The organism is Rhizobium sp. P38BS-XIX, from assembly GCF_012641435.1.
GTDB lineage: Bacteria > Pseudomonadota > Alphaproteobacteria > Rhizobiales > Rhizobiaceae > Rhizobium.
Genome location: NZ_JABAIJ010000004.1, coordinates 68,056 through 88,314, shown reverse-complemented (window position 1 = coordinate 88,314; position 20,259 = coordinate 68,056). Strand labels below are relative to the sequence as shown.

Genomic DNA, 20,259 nt, shown 5'->3' with positions numbered 1-20,259 from the left:
AGAGCACGCGGGAATGGCGCTTGACGAACTTGGCGATACGCTGATGAGCGAAGGTTTTTCGCAGGTTGATCGAACCCTCCGGATTGAAACGGTTTTGGGAGCCGATGTCCTTCTGGCAGAACGCCTCTATTATCGAGCCGGGATCAATGAACTGTTCGACTTGCGCATCGATGTACGTGCCAAGGATGGCGAGATAGACCCCAAGAGGTTGATTGCCACGCTTGCCGACGTGTCGCTGGAAATCGGAGAAGGACAGCGCAAGACCTGGAACGGGCTCGTTCAGAGCGTGACGGCCGGCCCGCCGCTGACCAGGGGCGGGCGGGCCTATACGCTGGTGATCAGGCCGCAACTGTTTCTGCTCAGCCAGAAATCGGACTGGCGCACATGGCAGCATCTGTCGAGTATCGATGTTGCACAGATGTTGCTCTCCGAACACGGCTTGCCCGCGCCGGACGTATCGGGCGTGATCCATCAACCCAAGCCGATGGTCTATGCCGTCCAGGCTGGCGAGACGGATCTCGATTACCTCACTCGTCGTCTCGAAGCAGACGGGATTTTCTACTATTTCCGACATGAGGGTGGCCATAAAGGAGCGGTCTCGGCCAAGCACGTCCTTGTCCTTGCCGATCATCAATCCGGTTATGACAAGCCCACCAATGAGGCAGACGGAAAGGTCCGTTATGCTCTCGGGAGTTCCGATCGCAACCATATCAACAACTGGCTGCAGCGCTTCGAATACTCTCCCGGTCGTCGCACGGGTGCGGATTACAATTTCCTGCGTGTCGATATTCCCACGGCAAACGCTCCCTCGTTGATCGAACTCAACGGCAATCAGAAGTACGAGCTGTTCGAGTTCGGTTCAGTCGTCGGCGGTTACGGGGTCGGCTCCGCATCCGAAGGCATCGACAGCACCGAGGTGGAGAAGCAATCAAGGTGGCGCATGCAGGCCACCGAAGTCGATCACAATCTCACCGAAGGCGCTTCGACCGTCCGCACCCTGGAGGTCGGCCAGAAATTCCAGCCCTATGATGTCGCCAATCCCGCCAACAAGTTCGAAGAGATGGTCGTCCACAAGCTGGAGGTGAGTGCGCGCGATCATTCCTACGAGGCGGCCGATCAGGATGAGCCGGAATATTCCAACCGCTTTGTTGCACTGCCAGCCCGGGTCCCGGCGACGCCACACCGAACCACCTCAAAGCCGCGCATCGACGGCGTGCATGTTGGCTTTATCGCCGGGCCGGAAGGAGAAGAGATCCACACGGATCAGCATGGTCGGATTAAGCTTTGGATGCCATGGGATCGCAAGGCCAAGAAGGACGGAAGCGATAGCCCTTGGATACGGGTCTCACAAGCATGGGCTGGGTCGACCTGGGGCGGACAGATCATCCCCCGTATCGGTCAGGAGGCAATGGTTGCGTTCATCGGCGGCGATCCGGATCGCCCTGTGGTCTTAGGTCTCGCGCCCAATGCCAAGCAAACAGTGCCTTACGATTTGCCGGCGAACAAGACACGTTCGACCTTCCGCTCCAACTCCCATAAGAGCGTTGGCTTCAACGAATTTTCGCTGGAAGACAAGACGGGCGGGGAGAACATGTTTTTCCATGCCCAGAAGGACCACACGACCCGTGTGCTCAACGACCGCACGGCGCGTATCGACAGCCACGACGTTCATTCCGTCGGAGGTAATCGATCGGTCGAGGTCGCCAACAACCAGAAGCATGAAATCGGAGGCTCCTATCACCTCACCGTGGGAGGGACCGGTGCTGGCGCTCTCGGAGCGCTCGCCGGTGTAGCCGGGCTCGCAGGGCAAACCGCCAGCCTCTTGCAGCAGGCGGGTCAGATCGCTGGTGGCGGTGGCGCGGAACTTGGTGGCTTCGCCATGTCGATTGCTTCCTCGGCACTGGGATTCCTATCAGGCGAGGGATTGAGCGCACGGGAGGGCGTGGTGTCCGGTCCCAGCCCCCGCGCAGATGCTGGCACGGCTCTTGCCGGAGCCGGAGCCGGCGTGGGCCAGGATGTCGGCGGTCTCTTTTCCCTGCCGGGGATGATGTACACCGTAGCCGGTACCTTCAAGCATGACAGCATTGGTATTGCCCGCGTCGAACAGATCGGCATGAGTAAAGTCACACATGTGGGGCAAACATTTATTGAAAAGGTGGGCAAAGAACAGCACACTAACGTCGGCAAAAAGATCAATGTCCAGGTCGGCGAACTCTACAACATCGCCTCGGGGGAGAAATTTCACGGTGAGTCCAAGGTGTGGGAGATCTACGCCGGTACCGAGATTCGTTTGTCCGCTCCAGGCGGCTACATTGCCATCAACAAACAAGGCATCAAGCTTCACGCCCTTAAGATCGATATCGAAGGCGACCAAATTGACTTTAGAAAGGGCGGACCGGGCCAAGGCCCCTCTTGTCCCAGGTTGATGGCGAAGTCCTCAACACCTTTTGTGAGGACCTGAACAGATGACAGCCATGCAAACCGCAATGCCAGCCGAAGAGGACGCGTTCTCAACGCGTTTTCGTACGGGACTCGCCGACATGATGGCGGCGGGACCAGCGTTTGCCGTGCTTGATGGCGCGCATTTCGATGATTTGCAGCATGAGTTGCTCAGTCTGGACATTCCCGCCCGGTCATTGTTCCTCGCGGGAGGCGATCCCAAGTGGCGGCGCGACGGACCGTGGCTGGTTTCGCTCGTCAACAGGCATATCTGCGATCAGGTTGCAGACTTTGCGTTGGAAAAGCCCTGTGCTGTGTTCTGGTCATGTCCGGCCGGAGAGGCGGCGCTCTACAAGCACCTGCGAACCCTCAACCGGATTCTGGTCCCGGACGACCGCATCGCGGGCAATGATGGCCGATCAGGCAAGAAAGTTGTCTATGAGCGTGTATTGTTCCGCCATTGGGACCCGAACGTACTGGGATCATTGCTGCATTCATTTACGAAGTCGCAGTTCGCACGAATTCTCGGCCCGGCGACGACCATCTTCATGAATGCCACAGACTATGGCGGTATGAAGCGGGTGACAAAGTCCAACAACCTCCCGCCCATGCCGAAAGGCCTGCTTGCTATTACGCCAAGTGAGATATCGGCCACGAACGATTTGATGGCACAGGCTTCGAAGCGGCGGATCTGCAATTACCTGCGCAATGTCGCCCCATCGCAAACGGCCGCCATGAGCGACGCCGAACTGTCCGCGGTAACGCAAGGCTACATAAATGAGGGGCGCAAATACGGCGTTCAAAGCGAGGCCGCACTTGCCCGGTGGAGCTATATGCAGGTCGCGACATCAGGCAAACTCACGACAAATCCTGACGTCGTCAAAGTCATGACGGCGCGCGATCCCGCTGTTTCTCCCGACAAGCGTGTACAGCTGTTGCTTCAGGCCAGTCTCAATTATGCAAGGGAGAATCGCTAATGCCTCCCGCAGTGGCTGCAGGGTATTTCGTAGTAGAAACTGCACCGGTTTGGGGTCCCGCGCTCGTCAACGCCGCAACATGGATCGGCGGCGGTATCCTTTTGGCCGTTGGGTTGAGTTCGGATACCCCGAATGCGGACACACAGGCTGACGCGCAGACCAAGGCCGACACCGCCACCTGTGCAACAGGTAATTGCCCGCCAGAAGACAAATGCAAATTTGACAAGTACAACAAACTCAAATGCGGCGAGAACCAGCAGAAACACCACATCATTGCCGATTATGTGATTCGAGCCGGAAAACGACTAGATGACAGCCTGCGGCTGCCAAACGCGCCCTCGCTGGATGACGGGCCAAGCATCTGCCTTGATGATACCGAACACACTAGTGTACATCAACTGATGGATCGGGCGGTCAAAAACCTTGGGCCGGGCGCTACGCTTGGTCAGGTCAAAGATATTGCGATGGACGCGATCAAGAAGGTGAAGCCGGAATGCGAAGGGAAGATGGGCGACCTGAAGTCCCAAGTCGATAAAGCGTTCGAGAAGATGGGTGACGACGCTCCCATCAGGCATCAAAAGAGCCCACTTCCCAACCAAAATCAAATAGACAGATTGTTCGGACGTGGCATTGGCGACGGACTGGAATAAAGCGAGGTGAAAATTGGACTATCTACGCTTTCGGAACGGATTTGCCAAATACCCCCATCTGGCCATGTTCCTGGCCTATGTTGGCGACAGCGATCCATTCGAACCGCCAACCAAGCTCATCGTGCTTAAAGACATCGGCACACCCGATGGCCAATGGGGGCTGGAGAATATCCAGGATATCTTCAGAGACATCTGCACGTTCAAGTCGGATGACATGGACCGTCCGGCATTTGTCTGCGTTTCGGAAGAAGGAAAGGTCTGGTTCCATCTTCCGACGCGTATCGAGGAAGACATCGCCGATGCCGGTCTGCACAAGTCCGGCTGCCTGGGTCTTGGCTATCTCGGCGGAATCAAACAGCTTAACAACGAACTCTTCGCATTTGGCCTGGCTGGCCAAATCTACCGGCGCATCGCCCCCGGAAAATGGGAACATTTCGACGAAGGGTTGCTCGGGTCCATCAATGATGACTATGACGTAACCGACATGTGTGCGTCGGGCGGGTCATTCTACGCCGTGACCAGAATGGGTGGCAGAGGCCGGATCTGCTCCAGAAGCAATGGCATCTGGGTGGACGAATTCAACCCGTCGGGCGATTGGCTTAACGCGGTCGCGGCCGATCCCACCTCCGGGACGGTGTGGGCCTGCGGTCGAAATGGCGCCCTTCTTCACGGCAGCGCCCAAAGTGGATTTACCAGTGTTGGCAACCTGGGTTGCTATGAGGAATTCCTCTCCATCGCCTTTTTCAAGGGGCAAGTCTGGGTGAACTCGGTAAATGCGATTTACACCTATGCTTCGGGGACCTTGTCCAAGGTCGAGACCGGGCTTGTTCCGAAATTGCAGAATGCGCATCGTTTGCAGGCTATCGGCGATGTGTTGTGGTCCTTTGGCTATGACGACATCGCACGTTTTGACGGTGAGAAATGGATGCGTTTTGTTTGCCCCGGCACGAAGCTGTTCACGCCTAAAGCATAAACCCGGAAAGTGATGAGCAGAGCGAGGTGATGTTTAGCTTGGTCACATCTGGCTCAGGAAATAGCGTCCCGATGCGGTGACCGTTGAACACGAAGCGGGCGAACCCGCATATGACTTGTGAGGGATATGAATGGGAAGCCCGGCAACATTGAAGGGTCAAATGCACGTCTGTCCGATGTGCGATCCAGGTCCGAAGCCCCACGTAGGTGGGCCGGTGCAATCGTGCCAGCAAGGCTTCGTCAAGGTGAACGGCGTTCCTCTCGCGACCGTCGGCGATAAATGCGTATGTACCGGTGTTCCGACGACGGCAGCGATTACAGGCGGCTCGTCCGTAGCCACGATCAACGGCAAGAAGGTTGCACGCATGGGCGATGCCTGCGAGCATGGTGGTCGGCTCGTAGAAGGTGAAGCCTGGCTCAGGTTCGAATAGGTATTTGTCTCCTTTGGGAAGGATGGCTTCTGTCAAACTTAGTGTCAGTCGCTCGAAGCAATTTCGTCCACCATCAGGAAAATTTCCTGGTTTCTTTTGATATTGTTATAATCAGGAATAAATTTCACAAATCCGGAATTTAGGTAGAATTCAATATTCTCAGAATTATATTTCGAATAAAAGATTCCAATGCTGCGTTCGCGATTGTTTTTAACCTGTTCTATCATCGCCCTACCTATGCCGCGCCGCCTAAAGTCCTTGCAGACATAGATTGAATTGATAATCGAAAGTGGTTTTTTGAAGTTTAATACTTCCTCATTCACATCGTATAATCCAAGTGCCTTATGGAAACGAAAGTGGTCTTTAAGTAAGGCAAAATCAAGTATTTGAATAAATCCAACTCGATGTGAATTAATATTCGCAATAGAAAATTGCTTCAACTGATACAGCGGATCAATTCTTGATTCCAATCTGGATGCTATCCAGCCAGGGTCTGCATAGGCTGGACCTCCTTCTATGGTGGGGAGCGTCTTGATCTCAGAAAAGCCACTTGAAATAAAATCTATGTCTGAATTTCTTGCGGTCGTGAATTCCATGCAACTCCCGTCCATTCGCTCAATCTCTCTAGCCTGGTTCAGGCCCGGGGGCTCCGTTCAAGGTCCGCAAAGTATATCAGGTTTTCCGGTTCTCGTGGTCTGGCCCAAAATCGGGGAGCGCTTCACACGACCGCTGGAGCAAACTCAAAACTGGATAAAACTTGGGGGCGACGTCAGTGGGCTTATTCGCGATCTGAGCGAGATGACCATTGCCAATATGCGAACCTAGAGGAAATGAGCTTTCGACTTCCTTTGATGGAAAGTCCGCTTAGGGCCGATACTGTTGAAAAACTCCATCGGGATATTCTCGCTTTCGAACATTTCGGCAAATATCGGATTTTCGTAAAGACTAATGTCAAAATACGGCAGAGCGGAGCTAGGAACTTACCAATTCAAAAGTCGGAAAGGCCGACGAGAGAACATCCATGCATGCCCATCCCGTAATAAACCGGTAATGTTTTGTATTGCCAACGGAAGCCTTCCACGCTTCTGATTGTGAGCGTTCAAACGTGGCTCCGGTTACCGAATATGCGAAATGCTCTGATACCAGCCCAGAATTGAGACTGTCTTCATGCTCAGTGCTTAGTGGCATCTCATCAACCAGTCGAACGATGCATGCTCGATTGAAGGAAATTCGTAGAAGATGCTCCGAATCATGCGGTACAATAAAATCCGCTTCAATTCCGTCGGCCTCCCAACGCAAGTTTGCTAAGTCACTCAGGCTTGCCTCCATGGAGACGCCAGTGTTGATTGGAGTGTATTCGGGCATAACGATCTGTCATCTGTTCGTCGACAAGTAAGCGGGCGAGAAGGATTCCTTCTATATGAAGCTCCCGATAATCGCTTTCAGAATTTGCGTTGTCGGTGCTCCCATACCGTGATTCAATCGCCTCATTGATTTGCGGAGGATTGGGCGATGATGGGATGTCAGGCAACTCCGGGGCAGCTCTTCTACGACTTCTGCCTTGATGATCACGTCCCCGCCGAGCACCTGTTGCGTGGAATAGACCGTCATCTCGAACTTGATGGCGTTCGAGAGCAGTTGAAGCCTTTCTATAGCAGCACTGGCCGTCCCTCGGTCGATCCCGAACTGATGATGCGGATGCTGATTGTCGGTTACGCAATGGGCATTCGTTCGGAGCGGCGGCTGTGTGAAGAGGTCCATCTCAACCTCGCCTACCGCTGGTTCTACCGCCTCGGATTGAACGGCAAGGTACCTGATCACTCCAGCTTCTCGAAGAATCGCCACGGCAGGTTTCGGCAGAGCGATATCCTGCGACATATGTTCGAAACGGTGGTGGAGCGATGCCTCGCTCAGGGATTGGTGGGCGCGGAAGGATTTGCCGTCGATGCCAGCCTTATAGCAGAGGATGCAAATAAGCAGTGTTCGGTACCAGGAGCCGAGTGGGAAGCAAAGGAAGACGCTAGCCGTTCGGTACAGGAGTATCTGGCTGTTCTCGATGATGCCGCTTTCGGTGCTGCGTCGCCAGTGACGCCAAAGTTCATCTCCCCGTTTGACCCTGCCGCCCAATGGACCGGCGCTCACAAAGGCCATGCCTTCTTCGCCTACGCAACCAATTATCTGATAGACGCCGATCATGGTGTCATTGTCGATGTGGAGGCGACGCGTGCGATCCGCCAAGCCGAAGTCGGGGCATCCCGCACGATGCTCGAAAGGACCGAGAATCGCTTTGGCTTGAGGCCGGACTATGTGGCTGCCGACAGTGCTTACGGTTCCGCCGATAACTTGGCATGGCTGGTCAAGAAGAAGATCGCGCCGCACATTCCTGTCTTTGACAAGTCGAACCGCACAGACGGCACCTTCTCACGTTCGGATTTCGCCTGGGAAGCTGAGAACGCGCGATACATCTGTCCTGCCGGGAACGAGCTGAAGCAGTTCCACCGCACTTACGATACGCCGAGATCAGGGATCACGGCCGAAGGAACACGGATTTATCGTGCCAGCAAAAAGGACTGTGATGTCTGTGACCTGAAGCAGTGTTGTTGTCCTAAGACGCCTATGCGTAAAGTGCCCCGCGATCTCAATGAAGATGCGCGTGATGTTGCCAGAGCAATTGCGGCTACACCAAAATATGAACTGTCGCGTCACCGCCGGAAGAAAGTCGAGATGCTCTTCGCGCATCTCAAACGCATTCTACGGGTGGCGCGTCTTTGACTTCGGGGACCATGTTGTGCGCGAGACGAATTCCTGCTTGCCGCAACGGCGCAGAACCTGAGGAGGCTGGCAAAACTCAGACCACAAACGCCGCCATCTGGCGTTATTGCTGCGTGAGAGCGACATGAATTGAGGTCCTGCGCCACAGCGCAGGGCACATAAGCATAGGTACGCCGCCCGGAAAAACGAAATCGGGCGGATGAGTAGCCAATCCTGCGAGTTTTTCAACGAAATCTGCCAGAAGAAGACGTAGCGGCTGTCGCAAAATTCCCTAGACTTACCCCTTCAGGCGCTCTACTTTGACGCTGGGCAAGCTTGAGATAGTATCAGGTTCAGCCCTTTTTTGCATCGTCTGCCACATTGAATGCGGGCACGGATGCACTTCACCCTTCAACTTAATGTAATCTCACCGCACACGCGGAAGGAGTTTCTATGGCTTTCGCCGAACATATGTTCGTCGTTACCGGTGGCCCCGGTTCCGGCAAAAGTAGTCTGATTAAAGCGATGGCCGAGCGCGGCTTCCGCACAATGCCAGAAGCAGGCAGAGCGATCATACAAGATCAGGTTAGGATTGACGGGCCAGCGCTGCCGTGGGCGGATCGAGCTATGTTCGCTGAACTCATGTTGGGTTGGGAGTTGCGTTCTTATCAGGAGGCTGTCGCAAGTGATGTGCCTGTCCTTATGGATCGCGGGATACCTGATGTTGTCGGCTATCTCACACTCTGCAATCTTCCTGTTCCGGCTCATATAGAGGCGGCGGCGGAAATCTATCCCTACAACAAGCAGGTTTTTCTCGCACCGTATTGGGACGCCATTTTCACGCAGGACACCGAGCGCAAGCAAGATCGGCAAGAAGCCGAGGCGACAGGCATGATCATGGCTGAAACCTATACCCGACTTGGCTATCAGATTGTCGAGCTCCCTCTAGTGGGGATTGAGCAGCGTGCCGAGTTTATGGCGGATAGATTGCGGGCAATGTCGCGCAACTCCTGAATTCCATAACGGAAGCACTTAGATTGAACTTTAGGGAAATCTTCGTCGCTAAACTCACTCGCAAAAGTCGGTAACTCACGACCGATTTTTGCGACGAGCAATGACTGGTCTGGGCCGAATGCTGACGTGTTGACAGCTGCGTACTATTGACCGTTCGGCGCGTCCAGTCAGTTAGTAGCCTCGATCGAAGCTATGATCTCGAGGTGTCGAGTATGGTCCATTCCCTGGCGCTGTTCCTCCGCAAGCTGGCTATCATCCTCGCTGGTGAGGCGGATGGTGGGGCGTGAAGACGCGGTTCCAAAATTAATTACAATTCCTTTGCCCAGAGACTGCGGATAACCGGGGATTTCGTTCGCCAGGAGCCCCCTATGTGCAGGCTCTGCTGAACCGTCCACTTCGTACAGCTCCATATATCTCTCGAAGGTGGGCCAATCGACTTCCGCCCAAACTCCCCAGCCGAACGTACCAGAGCAGTCGGAAAATGGTACGAGTAGAATGCACCTTATGAAGAATCTTTCGCCCAACTGGCAAAAATCGCTGTCGAACTTTGCCTTTTCCGATCTCTCGGCCTCCGGAATGCTCCAAACATCATCAGGAAGTTTGTAGGCCCGATCGGTGATAAATCCCTCATGTCGGACGCCACATACCGAACAAATGAAGTGATCGCTCATATTTCCCCCGGTTAACAAGCACTTCTTGCATCGCATGTGCTCGCTTGACAAGCAATGGCTGCTTCGGGCCTAAAGGAGTCCATTTCCGTCTCAAACAGTCGAGGTCATCGAAGGCAACAGCTTTCTCAGGAAATACCGTCGTGGCGTCCGCTCGTCTCCGTCGAGTTCCCCGAACTGCTCATAGCCAAGCTTTATGTAGAATGGTCTGGCTTGAAAGTCGTAGGTGTCGAGAAAGATGCCCCGGTACCCGCGCTCGCGTGCGATGCGCTCCGCCTCTCCCATCAGTTGACGACCAAGCCCCTTTCCTCGGAGTGCTTCAAGAACAACCAAATACTTGACGAACAGCCAGTTGAGTTCATCGGACGCGTAAAGCCCACCGACGATCTCACCGGTCTTTGGTTGCCTTAAAACGATACAGAGATGGGGCCACTCCGGTACGGTCGCCGTGTGGCTGCTATTGAAGTCCATTAGCGGCTTCAGCAGCTGTGCACGTTCGTCTGAAGTTGGCTCGGTGGCGAGGATTTCTACTATTGCAATCATTGCGCGAGACTGTGTGAAAGGTTGGCGTTTGTCTAGTGCATAGTCGTGGCATCTCAACCGCGTTGCGCCGATAGTGGACGTCGGCGGCTTCGCGCCAAGCGCGGTCATTAATTGGTCGCGACTCTCGGGCAACCTATCCGCCGATCATTAGAGTGTGGAAACAGCTATGAGACGCGATTGTCCGGTAGGTAGTTGGGAAATTAACAATCTGCCAGGCAATGGCTGGGATCGGGACTTGATTTCGAGAGCCTATGATTCAGCCAGCTCTTTCGGTTGCATATCTTGCGTGGTTATACACCGAGGCAAGATTATTGCCCAGCTTGGCGATCTATCGCGAAAGGTGCTTATCCGATCCATCCGGAAGAGTTTTCTCAGTGCCCTGATCGGAATTGAAGTTGGACGGCGGCGCATTCGTTTGGGGGACACGTTACGAGACTTAAAGATTGACGATGTCGAGGAGCTTAGCGATAGCGAAAGAGAAGCTTCGGTAAGTGATCTGCTCAAAGCTCGCTCTGGTGTCTACCATCCCGCGCTAGCCGAGACTCCAGAGATGACAGCCGCGAAACCGCCGCGTGGAAGCAATGCTCCCGGTTCGCATTGGCTATATAATAACTGGGATTTCAACGCCTTAGGTAGCATTTACGAGAAGGCAACCGGTCAGTCGGTCTTTGAAGGTCTCTATAGTGACATCGCACTACCCATCGGAATGGAAGATTTTACATCGAGCGATGGATCGTATTTGACTGGTGAGCAGTCATGGCACCCGGCCTATCATATGCACATGACAAGTCGCGATCTTGCCCGCTTTGGTTTCCTTTTCCTAAATAGAGGCCGTTGGAACGACAAACAAATCGTCCCTGAAGAGTGGGTGTCGGAAAGCGTCAGAGCGCACTCCTTCGACGGCTCAAACGGCTATGGATATATGTGGTGGACGACAGGCCATGACGGTGAAGCGCAGACTGGGACGGTATCAAGATACCGCAAAAACATGCCTCCCTTTCGATATTTTGCGCACGGCGCATATGGGCAGATGATTGCCGTTATGCCGGGTAGGGAACTTGTCATTGCGCATTTGGCGGAAACTAAGCAACGAAGCGCGGCGGAGAACCTAGAGATTTGGGAGTTTGTTAGGCTCATCCTGGAGGCGCAACCTCGCTCGAATTCCGCTTTGGGCTAGACGCTGTCATGGCGTAGAGGGCGACACGCTGTCGTTCACGCAGAGGTCTACATGGAACTTCCGTTTGCGGTGCAGCCGCCTGAGGCCCCAGTTGCATCGAGACGGTCGGTTTCCTCAATCGGATGTTCTATCTCGCTCACGGCGCGGCACCCACACCGGATGTCTCGGCCATCCCTTATCGTGCGAGATCGTTGGCTGGAGGCGTTCCGAACATGCTCTTGTATTCCCGGCTGAATTGCGACGGGCTGACATAGCCCACCGAGAAGGCGACCTTCGCAACGCTGAGGCCGCCTGCGGCAAGTAGCTGTCTCGCTTCCAGGAGGCGCATCTGACGTTGGAACGCCAGAGGACTATGGCCGGTCACGGCTTTAAAGTGTCGATGGAACGACGTCACGCTCATACCCGCCGTTTCCGCCAGATCGGAAATGACGATGGGCTTGTCCGTGTTCGAGCAGAGCCAGTCCGCCGCCGCCTTGATCCGACGCAGCCGGTTGTCGCGCTGGCCGAGCTGCCGAAGGGTGTCTCCCATCGAGCTCTGCAGAAGACGGTAGTAGAGCTCGCGCTCATAGTGTCGTCCGAGCATAGCCAGATCGTCTGTTGTATCCGTTAGCGCTATGAGACGCAGGAAGGCTTCTCCGACAGCTCCTGCGAGCTGGCCGCCGGAAGCGGAACAGACCCAAGTGTCTTCACATCTCGTCATCTGGAGAATGACGTCGACGAGGAGATCGACATCCAGATCGAGACTGACGGCAACATAGGGCGCAGCGCGGCTCGCTTTCTCGAAATGCCCCACAAATGGCAGCCCGAAAGATGTGGCGGCGCACGCACCCGCGGAAAGTTCGAAGCGATTGTTGCCGAGCGACAGAACCTTCGTGCCACGCAGAACAGCGTAGAACATCGGCCGGAACAGCGCGGGCGTCGGTGATGTAGGCACGGTGCTGGACAGAACCTTCAGTCGTGGCATGGGCGTCTCAGAGGCGTGAGTACCGGGCAGCCGGCTCACGAATGGCCCGACTTGATCGAGTAGCCTGTCTACGATGGGCGCGTATTGTGTCATGCGCCCAAGGTAATGCAGTTGGTAGGATCAGGCAAGATTTTGAAACTATCAGGAAAGCGCGGCGCGACCACTGTTCATATCTCCTATTGGCAACAAGGAGAATGCAATGATTACAAAACGGACTGCATTGGTTACAGGCGCGAACAAGGGAATAGGCCGCGAAATCGCGCGCCAGCTCGGTAAAAAAGGATTCACCGTTTGGCTGGGCTGCCGCGACGAGGGCCGCGGGCGGAAGGCCGAGGAGGAGCTACGAGCGGAGGGCATCGACGCCCATTTGGTAATATTAGACATAACCGAGGATGCCAGCGTACGTGCGGCCGTCGAGAAAGTTGGCCAACACACGCCTCATTTGGACGTGCTGATCAACAACGTCGGTATTGGTTCGGGCCTCGGAACGCAGCCGAGCGACGAGAATGTCGGCGAGATCAGAGCGCAATTCGAAACCAACGTCTTCGGAACGATCCGCGTGACGCAGGCCTTCCTTCCGCTGGTCAGAAAGGCGACCGACGCACGTATCGTGATGATGAGCAGCGGACTTGGTTCCATCACGCTCACTGCCGACATGAAGGCCCCGACGTGGAACCTGGCCGCGATGGGCTACTCGGCGTCGAAGGCTGCGCTCAACATGTTTACGGTCAAGCTGGCGAAGGAGCTGCTGACGACCGGTATCAAGGTGAACGCGGCATGCCCCGGCTCCGTTGCGACCGACATGGGCGGCCCAGGTGCGCCGCGTACGGTTGAGCAGGGAGCCGCAATCGCTATTCGGCTTGCCACACTGGATTGGATAGGGCCGACGGGCGGCTTCTTCCACGATGGAGACGGACCACAGATCGCGCCCTACGGCTGGTGATCTTTCAAGGCGGGCGACAGGGGAATGTCGCTCGCCAAAAGGATATGACGCGACGAGATTTGGGGCATCGCCGGAACGTCGCAAGCCTGTAAACTATCGACCCGGAGAAGCTTTGCAATCCGGGGCCCAAACGCCGCCTGATGACCGCTTAGGGCCGATAGCAGACATAACCACAATGCTCGATGTCGTGATCATTCTATATCAGATCGGACAAAGGGCCTTGCAACTCAAGCAGCAAGGGAAAACTGTGCGTTGAAAGTTTGCAGCCAGTTGCGGATCGATCGTTTCCGTGCAAATTTTGCTATGTAGCGACCGCACGATCTGGGGTTGGTCTGGACGGTCATGTCGCTGCCGGTAGGTGCACTAAATCTCCAACGCAACTCGTCTGGGACGATGCGAACTCGTCCTGCTTGTCGCTGCCTTGATGGGCCTCAGTTCAATTGCTCTCGACATTATGCTCGCCGCACTGCCAGATATTGGTCGCGCGATGCGGTCCACTGCGCCCAATCTGGCGCAGTGGACCGTCGGCATATTCCTAGCGGGCGCCGCCGTCTCAGCGTTCCTGATTGGGCCGGTTGCGGATGCCTACGGGCGTCGGCTGCCGATCCTCGCTGGACTGACTTTGTTTGTGGTCGCGTCACTGATTGTCCCATTCGCACAAAGCATGGAGATGATGCTCGCCCTTCGTCTAATGCAGGGAATCGGGGTCGGAACTACGCGGCTCTCCCAAGCCATGTTGCGGGACCACTATTCCGGCAGTGAGATGGCTGAGGCCATGTCGCTGTCGTTGGTGGCTTTCCTCATTCTGCCGGTCCTCGCACCTCTGATTGGCCAAGGCATTTTGATGGTCGGTGGCTGGCGGGCAATTTTCCTGACGATGGCATCTCTGGGACTGGCTGTGTTGGTCTGGGCATGGTGTAGACTGCCGGAGACGCTGGCATCAGAAAATAGGCGGCCACTGAGCCTTAGTTCAATCCGGGCGGGCCTAGCCATTATCACCCACGACCGCAACGCAATTGGTTATGGCTTAGCCGCCATGTTTCTGCTCGGCGGTCTATATGGATTCATCGCCACGGCCCAACCAATTTACGGAGAGGCGTTCGGGCTTGGGGGATACTTCGCCTTTGCGATGGCAGCTACAGCCATTGTCCAGTCGGGTGCAGCTTTTGTCTGTTCGCTCGTCATTCGGCGGCACGGTGCTCAGGTAATCGGCCTGATTGCCGTGTCAGCTTATGTTGGGATTGCGGCTGCGATGGTGCTGATGCTGACCATGGGGATGTTGTCTTTCTGGCTATTCTTAGTCCTGATCACCGCGATGATGGCCATGTTTACCTGGGCCGATGCCACGTTGGGCGCTATCTCAATGAAGAACTTGGGACGTGTTGCGGGCACCGCCGCATCGGCATTTGGAGCTATCCAAGCCCTGGGCGCGACGCTGCTCGGCTCACTTATTGGGCAGAGCTACGACGGAACACCGGGGTCGCTAATATGGGGATCGCTCATTCTGGGTATTTTGTCCCTCTTGGCGGTTGTCTGGGCGAGAAGGGCTCCATCCGGGGGATTACGCAGCGTCACGAGCGCCTGATGTGCGGTTCTGCAGCATGAGGTGTCAGTCCCTTTCCACCACACCTCAGTCTTCCGAGGACCGGTCAGAATGTCCGCTTAGGGCCGATAGTGGACATCAGCGGCTTCGCGCCGATACCGTTGAAAAAGCTGATCGGCTGCCCCAGCGAAGGCGACTCGCGGCGTTAAACTAAACTAGGCCAATGCATATGGATTTTTGGGAGACCCGTAGTGCTGCTCCCCAATCCTGCCCAGCCATTGTGGTGAAGTTCCCGTAATGGAGCTCATCGCCGTAGTTCCAGATGCACAGCCTCGTTTCGTGGTCATCAATGAAGGCTAGCCCGACGACACTATTGTTTTCGTCCAGGACTTCGTTCACCGAGACGATATCAGAGCGCAGAATGACTTTGTCGATGCGGTCTGTGAGATAATGTACCTCAATCCTTCCAAACTCATCCATGTTCGTGAGGCCATCAAGAGCATGCTGGTCAGCAATGACACTCTCTCCATCGCTGGAGCAGCGCACCCTGACTACAAAGTTATTGGAAAATTCGACTCGGATCGCGACAGGATTTGTCCAATCCAGGTCTCCTTCAAAGCTGAACAAATTTGCGGTGATCGACCGTATCTTCATGCAGAGAGTTTTGCACATTTCATGTAACGCGGACAAGAATTGATACCGCGCAGGTGAGCCAATTGCCTACTTTCATGTCCCGTGATTCAATCGCCGCATTGATTTGCGGAGGATTGAGCGATGATGGGATGTCACGCACCTCCGGCTCAGCTCTTCTACGATTTTTGTATCGATGATCACGTTCCCACCGAACAACTGCTACGCGGGATCGACCGCCATCTCGACCTTGAGAGTGTACGAGCGCGATTGAACCCTTTTGACAGTTCGACGGGTCGCCCCTCGATTGATCCAGAGCTGATGATGCGAATGCTGATAATCGGCTATTCCACGGATATGCTACGCCTATCCCGTTCCGAGATCAGATTTGAGCGGATGGGCAGCCAGTCCAGCGAGTTTTTCAACGATATCCGCCAATAGGAGACATTGCTGCACGAGGTTGCGGTGCGCTGAAATTCTCCCATGGTCGTCAAAGAAGATCAACAAAGCATTGACCTTTAGCACAATGAATATCGAAGTTTATGAGGCGTCCGACCAGCATTTCAACATCGTAAAATCCATGCCTTGGCTTGAATCGAACCCAAAGCCGATGAGATGACCAATCTCGATTTAATTGTCGCGTTAGATTGCTGAACTTTTGGACGCGGAATCTTACGATTAGGTTCACAGTGACGGCCAGGTTGGACGGCGGTGTCCGAGTTTCGGGTTAGTGGAAATTATGCGATATCATCAGGGGCAACGGAGAGATTCGATGAACGGCTTGGCCGACTTGATTGCCTGGGTTATCGCGCAAGGACTTGTCGCCGACGATATCGACGCTTTATTGGAAGAGCTTGCACTGCGCCTGACCGAGGAGGGCTTTCCGCTGCTGCGCGCCTCGATTGGCATGCCGTCGATCGATCCTAAGCGCCGTGGTCTTTCGGTTACCTGGTGCCGGGATACCGGGATCTCCAGGGAGGCGCAGAAACACGGCGACGAGGGTGAGGCGCTGTTTCGGCGGTCGCCGATCTTCTACCTACTGCAGAACCAGCTAGAATATATGCGCTGGAGCCTTCCTGCCGACGCCGATACGCCGCCATTTCCGGTTCTCACGGATTTGAGCGATCTCGGCGCCACCGATTTCGTTATCAAGATCACCCCCTTTCCGGGCAATACTGCGTTAGCAGGAGCAAGTTTCTCGGTCGCGACCGATCAACCGGGCGGCTTTTCGGAGAGCCAACTGGCTGGCTTTGAAGGCGTCATGCCTGCGCTTTCACTGGCCTGCCTGCGAATCGCCTTGACCCGAGTGGCGAAGGATGTGCTGGCCGTGTACACGGGAGATCGGACAAGTGAGCTGATCTTGAACGGGCAGATCCAGCGAGGCGAGGGCGCATCGATCTATGCCGCCATTCTGCTTGCCGACCTCAAGAGTTTCACCTCGCTCAATGAGAAGCATGAGCCGCATCTAATCGTCAATTGGTTGAATGAGCATTTCGATGAGATCGGCCAGCCAGTTGTTGAAGAGGGTGGCGAGATTCTGAAATTCATGGGTGACAGCCTACTGGCAATCTTCCCAGTGCAGGGCGCCGATACGGCGAAAGCCTGCCGCGTGGCGATGTCGGCAGCGCAGAGGGCGATCGCAACGAACGACGCGCTCAATCTGAGCAGGCGAGAGCGCGGCGAGCCTGAAATCCTCGTCGACATAGTGCTGCATCTTGGCGAAATATTCTACGGCAATGTTGGCACCGACCGACGGCTCGATTTCACTGTCATTGGGCGAGCCGTCAACGAGGCGTCGCGAATAGAGAAACTGGCCGATACGCTGGAGAGCAATCTCTTGGCGTCGGCGCCGTTTGCCGCTCAGACCGATGGCGCCTTCCGGCTGGCGGGGTATTTCAAGCTCCGGGGCGTTGAAGAACAGGCCGAGATCTATACCTGGACGGGCGCGTTCGACCGGCCGATCCATTCGGATTCTTGAAAAACACAAACTAAAATCGTCATCATTAGCCGCGTTCCGTTACATCCCCGGCCAGCTTTTTGATAAGATAACTTATTCGCCATGGGTTGACGGCGAACTTCACCGCCCGGGAACGCTCACGCCGCGTTTAGCTTTTGGTTGATCGGTGCGGCGAGGAAGCGTCCCTGCGCTTGGCCAAGTCGAGAGCACATGATCGGCGATCGGCTGCAATGTGGGCCTCGTACTCGGCAATAGCGCTCGCTTCAGCTTCTTCATCGTTCAGTTCGCCGCGATCGAACTGCGTCAGCCATAACTGGATGAGGTTTGCGGACATCCCATAAGTGCGTTGTGCGTCTCGCCGCCCAATGACGCCGTTTCGGATATCTTGGCAAAGCTGCAACTTGAACGGCGTCGAATGCCTGCGATATGGACCTCGGGACTTCATGAGCCTTCTCCGATTGAGGCCCGCAGAGTGTATCAGTTTTTCCGCGTCCCGTGGTCCAGCCCGAGGGGTTCACTCCAGTCGCGGGTCAGCTCTCAGCGCAAATCAACAAACGACCTCTATCATCATTCCACGGCCCGAAAATCGGTGACGTCGGGCATCAGCAACGCAGTATATCGCGCCGAGGCATTGGCGGATCTGGTCCATGCTCATTATTCCGAGCAAGTCAATCTTTCAATGTTGGCCAAGCTTGCTGGAGTGCATCCAAGCACCGCCAACAAGACCTTTCGGACTATATTCGGCATTCCGGTGAACGAGTATCTGACGCGCTACCGCCTGGCGCAGGCAATGCAGCAACTCGCCGAGACCAGCAGTCCTATCCTGCAAGTTGCCTATGACTGCGGCTTCGGATCCAGTAGCCGGTTCTATGACATCTTCAAGCGACGGACGGGAACGACACCCAGGCTGTTTCGCTCGTCGCTTGAACGGCGCGATGATCCCGTTGCCAGATCCGTTCGGTAAGCCGTGCACGAAATTCGTTCGACGCATTTCGTCGAAGAACAGCTCATCGAAACGCCAGAAGTACGGAAGAGCGAAGCCCGACCTCTTTCAAGCGCGACTGGCGAAGGCATGAAGAGTCCCATCTGCAACCGAGCCGGCAGTTGGCTGCCCGCTTGGTTGCTACGTCAAGCTTGGCCTTGCTTTGCGATATGCAGTGTCAGACCTGCGTCGCCCCGCCGTCAACGCAGAGCTCCGCGCCGGTGGTGAAACTGCTCTCGTCGCTGGCGAGAAAAAGCGCGGCAGAAGCAACCTCGTCGGGCCGGCCCATTCTGCCGAGCGGAATCATGCTTGTCAGGGCGGCCCTAACCTCGTCAGTCGTTGCCGCCATCATCGCAGTGTCAGTCGGCCCCGGGCTGACCACATTGACACGAATACCCCTGGGCGCCAGCTCATTCGCCCAGGTTCGAGCAAACGATCGTACAGCCGACTTGCTGGCACTATAAACACCATAGCCCTTAGGGCCGATGGCATCGGCGATCGAGCCGATCAGCACAATGGCGCCGCCCTGCTTGATCAGGCCAAGGGATTCCTGAGCTGTAAACACCAGAGAGCGGACGTTCAGGCCAAAGATGCGATCGTAGGTGCCTTCAGTGATATCACCCAGCTCGGCGTATTCCGAAATGCCGGCATTCAAAACCAAAACGTCGATATGCCCTTTCTCACCCCGGATCCGCTCGAAGACCTGTTTCAAATCTGAAGGTGCACCGGCGTCGGCGACAACCGGAATGACTTGTTGGCTTTCCGTGTCAAATGGCTTGCGGCTGGTGGCGTATACGAAGGAACCCTCATCGGCAAAGCGTGCCGCAATCGCCGCGCCGATACCGCTAGCGCCGCCAACGACCAAGGAAATCTTGTCCTGCAACTTCATTTCTGACTCCTTTGAAATGTACAGGAGCTAGATATAAATTCTATATCTGATGTGAAATACGCACCGCGAGTAAAGCAGGTATAAAGGAGTATATCGATGGCATCGTCGAAGGCCGATTCTGCAGCTGGACAAATGCAGCGCGCCCGTTCGCTGAAAAGTCTGATGGACGATGCTCTGCTCGATGCCAGACGCGCGCGGCCAGTGCTCGAGCAGGTCGGCAACAAGTGGTCAATCCTCATCCTGAGCGTTCTTTGTACCAAGCCCTCACGTTTCAATGAAATCATGCGTCGGCTCGACGGGATCACACACAAGGCACTGGCGGATGCGCTAAAACGCTTGGAGCGAAACGGGCTTGTTCGGCGGCATGTCCTGCCGACGGCGCCGGTTGGCGTGGAATACTCGATCACGCCCATGGCGGAGTCGCTTCGTGAACCTTTTGCGGCGCTATATCAGTGGGCGATCATTAACGGAGCTGAAATGGAGCGCGCCCAGCTGGAGTATGACCTGCGCGCGTAGGGCCACGCGAGCTTGCGGACGGAATGGCCTTTGGAAGCTAAGGCAAATTCTCTCTGATGATTGCTTCTGGTGTCGGGCGTAATCCGGCTTTCCGAAACAATCGACGGAGATGGTGACGATCTACTTCCCGCGGCTCGCGAGCACGGACCCGACCAATAGCCTGTCATGTCCCTGTGTATGTTAGTCGGACCACAATTCTATAAAACTGGGATT

18 protein-coding genes and 2 pseudogenes are annotated in these 20,259 nt (G+C 55.4%); 14 read left to right on the top strand and 6 right to left on the bottom strand.

From position 1 onward, the window contains the following. Positions 1 to 13 precede the first annotated feature (13 nt). From tssI to HGP17_RS14820, 5 genes are all read left to right on the top strand, one after another. Complete coding sequence (gene tssI, locus HGP17_RS14840; protein WP_246704106.1) at positions 14 to 2,461, top strand: type VI secretion system tip protein TssI/VgrG; 2,448 nt, start codon at positions 14 to 16, stop codon at positions 2,459 to 2,461. Between the two features lie 4 nt (positions 2,462 to 2,465). Next, the gene (locus HGP17_RS14835; RefSeq protein ID WP_168810199.1) at positions 2,466 to 3,416 is read left to right on the top strand and encodes a DUF4123 domain-containing protein; all 951 of its coding nucleotides are present in this window, start codon (positions 2,466 to 2,468) and stop codon (positions 3,414 to 3,416) included. Further along, complete coding sequence (locus tag HGP17_RS14830) at positions 3,416 to 4,066, top strand: hypothetical protein (RefSeq protein WP_168810197.1); 651 nt, start codon at positions 3,416 to 3,418, stop codon at positions 4,064 to 4,066. Before HGP17_RS14835 ends, HGP17_RS14830 begins: the two co-directional genes overlap by 1 nt. A 13-nt stretch (positions 4,067 to 4,079) precedes the next feature. Beyond that, positions 4,080 to 5,039 carry a hypothetical protein gene (locus HGP17_RS14825; protein WP_168810195.1) on the top strand — a complete coding sequence of 320 codons (960 nt, stop codon included), beginning with the start codon at positions 4,080 to 4,082 and terminating at the stop codon, positions 5,037 to 5,039. A gap of 130 nt (positions 5,040 to 5,169) precedes the next feature. After that, positions 5,170 to 5,469, top strand: coding sequence for a PAAR domain-containing protein (locus tag HGP17_RS14820; RefSeq protein ID WP_168810194.1), 300 nt, complete (start codon positions 5,170 to 5,172; stop codon positions 5,467 to 5,469). Positions 5,470 to 5,513: 44 nt separating this feature from the next. Here HGP17_RS14820 and HGP17_RS14815 read toward each other — a convergent pair whose 3' ends face one another. Beyond that, complete coding sequence (locus HGP17_RS14815; RefSeq protein WP_168810192.1) at positions 5,514 to 6,065, bottom strand: GNAT family N-acetyltransferase; 552 nt, start codon at positions 6,063 to 6,065, stop codon at positions 5,514 to 5,516. Positions 6,066 to 6,981: 916 nt separating this feature from the next. On the opposite strand from HGP17_RS14815, the pseudogene HGP17_RS14810 reads away from it, so the two are divergent. Continuing rightward, positions 6,982 to 8,358: pseudogene (locus tag HGP17_RS14810) on the top strand (IS1182 family transposase). Positions 8,359 to 8,673: 315 nt separating this feature from the next. Next, complete coding sequence (locus HGP17_RS14805) at positions 8,674 to 9,234, top strand: AAA family ATPase (protein ID WP_281412761.1); 561 nt, start codon at positions 8,674 to 8,676, stop codon at positions 9,232 to 9,234. 167 nt (positions 9,235 to 9,401) lie between these two features. Here HGP17_RS14805 and HGP17_RS14800 read toward each other — a convergent pair whose 3' ends face one another. Both HGP17_RS14800 and HGP17_RS14795 read right to left on the bottom strand, forming a co-directional pair. Next, a complete protein-coding gene (locus tag HGP17_RS14800; protein WP_168810190.1) occupies positions 9,402 to 9,905 on the bottom strand; it encodes a DUF2199 domain-containing protein in 504 nt (167 codons plus the stop codon). A gap of 90 nt (positions 9,906 to 9,995) precedes the next feature. Next, on the bottom strand, positions 9,996 to 10,553 hold the full coding sequence (locus tag HGP17_RS14795; RefSeq protein WP_246704105.1) for a GNAT family N-acetyltransferase: 558 nt from the start codon (positions 10,551 to 10,553) through the stop codon (positions 9,996 to 9,998). A 58-nt stretch (positions 10,554 to 10,611) separates the two neighbouring features. On the opposite strand from HGP17_RS14795, the gene HGP17_RS14790 reads away from it, so the two are divergent. Next, positions 10,612 to 11,622: a serine hydrolase gene (locus HGP17_RS14790; protein WP_168810188.1), complete on the top strand. Its 1,011-nt coding sequence runs from the start codon at positions 10,612 to 10,614 to the stop codon at positions 11,620 to 11,622. A gap of 175 nt (positions 11,623 to 11,797) precedes the next feature. On the opposite strand, the gene HGP17_RS14785 is transcribed toward HGP17_RS14790, so the two are convergent. Next, positions 11,798 to 12,586 carry an AraC family transcriptional regulator gene (locus tag HGP17_RS14785; protein WP_246704104.1) on the bottom strand — a complete coding sequence of 263 codons (789 nt, stop codon included), beginning with the start codon at positions 12,584 to 12,586 and terminating at the stop codon, positions 11,798 to 11,800. Between the two features lie 199 nt (positions 12,587 to 12,785). Here HGP17_RS14785 and HGP17_RS14780 point away from each other — a divergent pair, with 199 nt between their 5' ends. Together HGP17_RS14780 and HGP17_RS14775 are read left to right on the top strand one after the other, a co-directional pair. Beyond that, positions 12,786 to 13,529: an SDR family oxidoreductase gene (locus HGP17_RS14780; protein ID WP_168810184.1), complete on the top strand. Its 744-nt coding sequence runs from the start codon at positions 12,786 to 12,788 to the stop codon at positions 13,527 to 13,529. A 424-nt stretch (positions 13,530 to 13,953) separates the two neighbouring features. Continuing rightward, positions 13,954 to 15,114: an MFS transporter gene (locus tag HGP17_RS14775; RefSeq protein WP_168810182.1), complete on the top strand. Its 1,161-nt coding sequence runs from the start codon at positions 13,954 to 13,956 to the stop codon at positions 15,112 to 15,114. A 168-nt stretch (positions 15,115 to 15,282) separates the two neighbouring features. On the opposite strand, the gene HGP17_RS14770 is transcribed toward HGP17_RS14775, so the two are convergent. Further along, complete coding sequence (locus HGP17_RS14770) at positions 15,283 to 15,726, bottom strand: hypothetical protein (protein WP_168810180.1); 444 nt, start codon at positions 15,724 to 15,726, stop codon at positions 15,283 to 15,285. A 120-nt stretch (positions 15,727 to 15,846) separates the two neighbouring features. On the opposite strand from HGP17_RS14770, the pseudogene HGP17_RS33730 reads away from it, so the two are divergent. From HGP17_RS33730 to HGP17_RS14755, 3 genes and pseudogenes are all read left to right on the top strand, one after another. Beyond that, positions 15,847 to 16,050, top strand: a pseudogene (locus tag HGP17_RS33730) (IS5/IS1182 family transposase); the annotation flags it as partial. A 424-nt stretch (positions 16,051 to 16,474) separates the two neighbouring features. Further along, entirely contained in the window at positions 16,475 to 17,680 is a 1,206-nt protein-coding gene (locus HGP17_RS14765) for an adenylate/guanylate cyclase domain-containing protein (RefSeq protein ID WP_168810178.1), read from the top strand. A gap of 364 nt (positions 17,681 to 18,044) precedes the next feature. Continuing rightward, complete coding sequence (locus tag HGP17_RS14755) at positions 18,045 to 18,623, top strand: helix-turn-helix transcriptional regulator (RefSeq protein ID WP_246704103.1); 579 nt, start codon at positions 18,045 to 18,047, stop codon at positions 18,621 to 18,623. A 196-nt stretch (positions 18,624 to 18,819) separates the two neighbouring features. Here HGP17_RS14755 and HGP17_RS14750 read toward each other — a convergent pair whose 3' ends face one another. After that, on the bottom strand, positions 18,820 to 19,530 hold the full coding sequence (locus tag HGP17_RS14750) for an SDR family oxidoreductase (RefSeq protein ID WP_168810174.1): 711 nt from the start codon (positions 19,528 to 19,530) through the stop codon (positions 18,820 to 18,822). Between the two features lie 162 nt (positions 19,531 to 19,692). Here HGP17_RS14750 and HGP17_RS14745 point away from each other — a divergent pair, with 162 nt between their 5' ends. Then, on the top strand, positions 19,693 to 20,046 hold the full coding sequence (locus HGP17_RS14745) for a helix-turn-helix domain-containing protein (protein ID WP_246704127.1): 354 nt from the start codon (positions 19,693 to 19,695) through the stop codon (positions 20,044 to 20,046). Positions 20,047 to 20,259 lie beyond the last annotated feature (213 nt).

What these genes read in the sequence shown, in the direction of transcription:
- HGP17_RS14820 (WP_168810194.1), top strand. Translation starts at nt 5,170, where the DNA reads ATGGGAAGCCCGGCAACATTGAAGGGTCAAATGCACGTCTGTCCGATG.
- HGP17_RS14775 (WP_168810182.1), top strand. Translation starts at nt 13,954, where the DNA reads ATGGGCCTCAGTTCAATTGCTCTCGACATTATGCTCGCCGCACTGCCA.
- tssI (WP_246704106.1), top strand. Translation starts at nt 14, where the DNA reads ATGGCGCTTGACGAACTTGGCGATACGCTGATGAGCGAAGGTTTTTCG.
- HGP17_RS14750 (WP_168810174.1), bottom strand. Translation starts at nt 19,530, where the DNA reads ATGAAGTTGCAGGACAAGATTTCCTTGGTCGTTGGCGGCGCTAGCGGT.
- HGP17_RS14780 (WP_168810184.1), top strand. Translation starts at nt 12,786, where the DNA reads ATGATTACAAAACGGACTGCATTGGTTACAGGCGCGAACAAGGGAATA.
- HGP17_RS14765 (WP_168810178.1), top strand. Translation starts at nt 16,475, where the DNA reads ATGAACGGCTTGGCCGACTTGATTGCCTGGGTTATCGCGCAAGGACTT.
- HGP17_RS14785 (WP_246704104.1), bottom strand. Translation starts at nt 12,586, where the DNA reads ATGCCACGACTGAAGGTTCTGTCCAGCACCGTGCCTACATCACCGACG.
- HGP17_RS14790 (WP_168810188.1), top strand. Translation starts at nt 10,612, where the DNA reads ATGAGACGCGATTGTCCGGTAGGTAGTTGGGAAATTAACAATCTGCCA.
- HGP17_RS14795 (WP_246704105.1), bottom strand. Translation starts at nt 10,553, where the DNA reads ATGACCGCGCTTGGCGCGAAGCCGCCGACGTCCACTATCGGCGCAACG.
- HGP17_RS14805 (WP_281412761.1), top strand. Translation starts at nt 8,674, where the DNA reads ATGGCTTTCGCCGAACATATGTTCGTCGTTACCGGTGGCCCCGGTTCC.
- HGP17_RS14815 (WP_168810192.1), bottom strand. Translation starts at nt 6,065, where the DNA reads ATGGAATTCACGACCGCAAGAAATTCAGACATAGATTTTATTTCAAGT.
- HGP17_RS14830 (WP_168810197.1), top strand. Translation starts at nt 3,416, where the DNA reads ATGCCTCCCGCAGTGGCTGCAGGGTATTTCGTAGTAGAAACTGCACCG.
- HGP17_RS14745 (WP_246704127.1), top strand. Translation starts at nt 19,693, where the DNA reads ATGGACGATGCTCTGCTCGATGCCAGACGCGCGCGGCCAGTGCTCGAG.
- HGP17_RS14835 (WP_168810199.1), top strand. Translation starts at nt 2,466, where the DNA reads ATGACAGCCATGCAAACCGCAATGCCAGCCGAAGAGGACGCGTTCTCA.
- HGP17_RS14800 (WP_168810190.1), bottom strand. Translation starts at nt 9,905, where the DNA reads ATGAGCGATCACTTCATTTGTTCGGTATGTGGCGTCCGACATGAGGGA.
- HGP17_RS14770 (WP_168810180.1), bottom strand. Translation starts at nt 15,726, where the DNA reads ATGAAGATACGGTCGATCACCGCAAATTTGTTCAGCTTTGAAGGAGAC.